Raw genomic sequence first — 3284 nt, forward strand, 5'->3', positions numbered from 1 at the left:
TATTTTTTAGTTGATTATGCTCATCTTCTCTTTCGGTAATATCTTCATCTATTTTTTCTATAGCTCTGCGAATACGTACTACATCTTCCACTGCAATGTTTTCTGGATGTGGTAGTGTATATCCTCGTTTGCTTTGTTCATTTGGCATTGATTCAAGTAATAATCACTCGCAAATTTTTTACTTTAGGACGATAGATAACCGTTCCACTTAAAACCAATTTTATCCTTGTTTCATTGGCATTAAAATTTGATAGCACGTGAGTTCTTTCCACCCAGTTGTCTCCGATTGGTTTTCCCGTTGTTAAATTAACTAACTGCCATTCTCCCACGCTTTTTTGCACATACGCTTTAACATCTGCAGTGCCGGGTATCAGCGCATCATATGTTATGGTAATTTTAGTGTTAGCCCCTGCGGTAATGCTTCTTGTAACATAATCCCTAGACTCTGAAAGATTGCCCATAACTAGCTGTAACCCAGGATATAGCACTGGACTTTTTTCTCGCCCTCCTTTTAGGCTTGCTTTTACCGTTAGCTCTCCAGATAATCTTTCACGCAGTGCAAGTGGCAAATTATCAGACAAAAAGTTCTCTTTTCCCTCTTCATCTGTTAAGATAAATTCTACATTGGTATCAAATGCTACCTTTTCAACATTTGTCAAAACTATTAAATCTGATACGTTATTTGCAGTAACTTTACCAAGATCAACAACATGAGAAACTTCGCTAAATTTTGCAGCTAGTAGCCGAAACGTTAAATCTAAATTCTGATGCGGTGTCCAGGTACTTGCATTGCTTGATGAAAGTAATACTCCTACTTGATATGGTTGACTTGTTACCCAACGGCTATTTACTGCATCATACTTGCCAAGTTCTGCTATTTTTACTGCTGTATCTGCATCATCGGTTAGCAAAACTATAGCATACTCTTGTCCTGCATGGCAAAACACTGGTAACCACTCTATACGTGTTGCTGTGCCATCTATCTTTATATCTTTTGGCTCAATATAGCTTTCAGCAATGACAGTCTGCGAGGGCATTCCCACTGCTGTTTCTCTAATCTGCACAACAACACGTTTTTTGCCGCTATTTGTGAACCATAAATCTAGACTCCCTATGTGCCTACTTTCATTTAGTGTAAATGTTTGGGCTAAAGGATCAACTCTTCTTGCTGCGATAACTCTTCTTCTCTCTTCTATGGTAATAGTTTTTTTACCAGTATAAGTTGCTTCTCCATAGCTTCCTTTATCCCCATAAAACTGTACTAATTTAGTACCTGCTGGAATATTTGCTGGGATTTTTATCTTTCCACTTATTTGTCCTTGATTGTTAGCTATTAACATCTTTTTTTACGCTGTAGGTTATTCCGTCAAATTTTATCTCTTTAAGCTTCTCATTTGGCTCAAAACCTTCGATCTCAAAATCTTGTACTGCTTCTCTCATAAATTCAGCTTCATATGAATTACTTGACAATAGCTCTGTTGTTTCTCTAGTATTAAATTCTCTTGTTACTGGACTTGACCAATTGGCCTTTATCTCGGTCCAGTGATCGGTGTTTTTGTTCATGGTAACTTTTGCCGGTATTGGATCAAATGCCTGATATGGATTGATCCTTTCACTTTTAGTCTGTAAAAGCTGTTCAAGTACCGGCTCAAGTTCATACGGCAATAAATAAGGTTTTTTCTCCTTTTCAACGTCAATAATTTCCACGTTTATCGGCAATATCAATTCCTTGTTTACTATTGCTGCAGACTGCAAAATTCCCTGATCACGCATATCATCATCAAAGAACGGATCAACAAATACTCCTTTTTTTGTGGTTGGCTCTCTTGAATTTGCATCACTACGTAGACGCTCCTCTGCAACTAGCGCATAAAGATCTCTTATTCCACTCTTCATTGCTTCGAGTTCATTCATCGGTACTACATGGATAGCATTATTCATTACTTTCACCTTTTCCCCATCTTTCCAGGTTTGATGAATGTAGCAAAGTAGCAATTGTCCAGCGGGTGCTTTAGGCATTGATGGTTTCCAAGGATGGGCAATTCCTTTTATTCTTCTTACCACTCCTTTTGCATCTATGGTAATTAAATCAAAGCGTGGCATTTTCCAGGTATAATCAATCAGAACCAAGCTATTATCAACTGCTCCCCTTACTTTACATCCTTGTTCATTTATATCTTCAGGGCTCACCTGAGTACGACAGCGATAAGTTATTTGATAACTACTTCCAGGTGCTGGTTCTTTGCCCGGTAATGACCAATCAACGTTTCCTGCGTTTAGTTTATAATCTACACTATTTTCATAAATTATATTGCCTTGCTTAACTTGAATAATCTCAAGTACTGCAGGGTCAGATATCGGATCAATAGCTCCAGAATATGAACCATGAGTAATGGTAATGGTTTTTTGAACAGTTATATCTACTTTCTTGATTTCGCTGATTGGAAAATCATTAACTTTTAGTTCCATTACTCTTTGGCTATTTGGCTGAAAGGTATGTGGTTCTGATTCAACTGATTTTATATCTGGGTCTTCATCAAAAGAAACACGAATACTGTGAGGTAGCTCAATCTCATAGCCGTCAACATGAGCTTTTCCCTCATTAATCACAAATATTTTTTTTCCTCCTTCTCCCTCTTCCTTTTGCAGAAACATTACTTCTAGGCCATTTACAACATAGGAACCATTTGCCTCCTTGTCATAACGAGCAAGTGCAGTGGTTACTATATTTGCTTGTGGTGGCGGTGAATACTGAACAAGAACTCCGTTTTCAATATTGTAAATTGGATAGAATTCCCCATTTGCGGAGTTAACAGTAACACTCTCTGCTTGATAACCTCAAATGGTGGAAACTTTAAGCCTTGCAGCTCCAACTTCTTGATAATTACGCGTACCAACTGCAGGATCACGGAGATTTTCGTCCTCAAGCTCTGTAATGGTAGATTCTACATAATAAACACCTATGCGAACTGTAATATTAAGTGGAATAACAAACTCCTCTTTTTCGACTTTTCTAACTGCTCCACGAAGATAGATTTTTCCAGCTTCAAGTGTAACTTTTTCCCCATCTATGATGCAATTAGCCCCAGTTATAACATCACCATCACGGAATATCGCATCTCCTATGCCTTTGAGCCTCAAAAGGGCGTAATCTTGAATCTCATTTAATTCTGCTGACTGCAAACCTCTTCCTGCAAGGAACAAGCTTTTTTCGTATTCTTTGTCAGGGTTAAAGCGGTTATAATAACTATTTAAGGTCATTTTGTTTCAAAAAGTTACAACAA

Annotated in this window: 1 protein-coding gene and 1 pseudogene; both read right to left on the reverse strand. The window is 37.8% G+C overall.

Going from position 1 to position 3284, the window contains the following annotated elements; translation table 11 throughout:
• Positions 1-152 precede the first annotated feature (152 nt).
• The gene (locus DM84_RS05470) at positions 153-1340 is read right to left on the reverse strand and encodes a hypothetical protein (protein ID WP_250778956.1); all 1188 of its coding nucleotides are present in this window, start codon (positions 1338-1340) and stop codon (positions 153-155) included.
• Positions 1327-3261 (reverse strand): annotated as a pseudogene (locus tag DM84_RS05475) (DUF4815 domain-containing protein). Before DM84_RS05475 ends, DM84_RS05470 begins: the two are co-directional and overlap by 14 nt.
• Positions 3262-3284 lie beyond the last annotated feature (23 nt).

Source organism: Wolbachia pipientis (assembly GCF_023661085.1).
Lineage (GTDB): Bacteria > Pseudomonadota > Alphaproteobacteria > Rickettsiales > Anaplasmataceae > Wolbachia.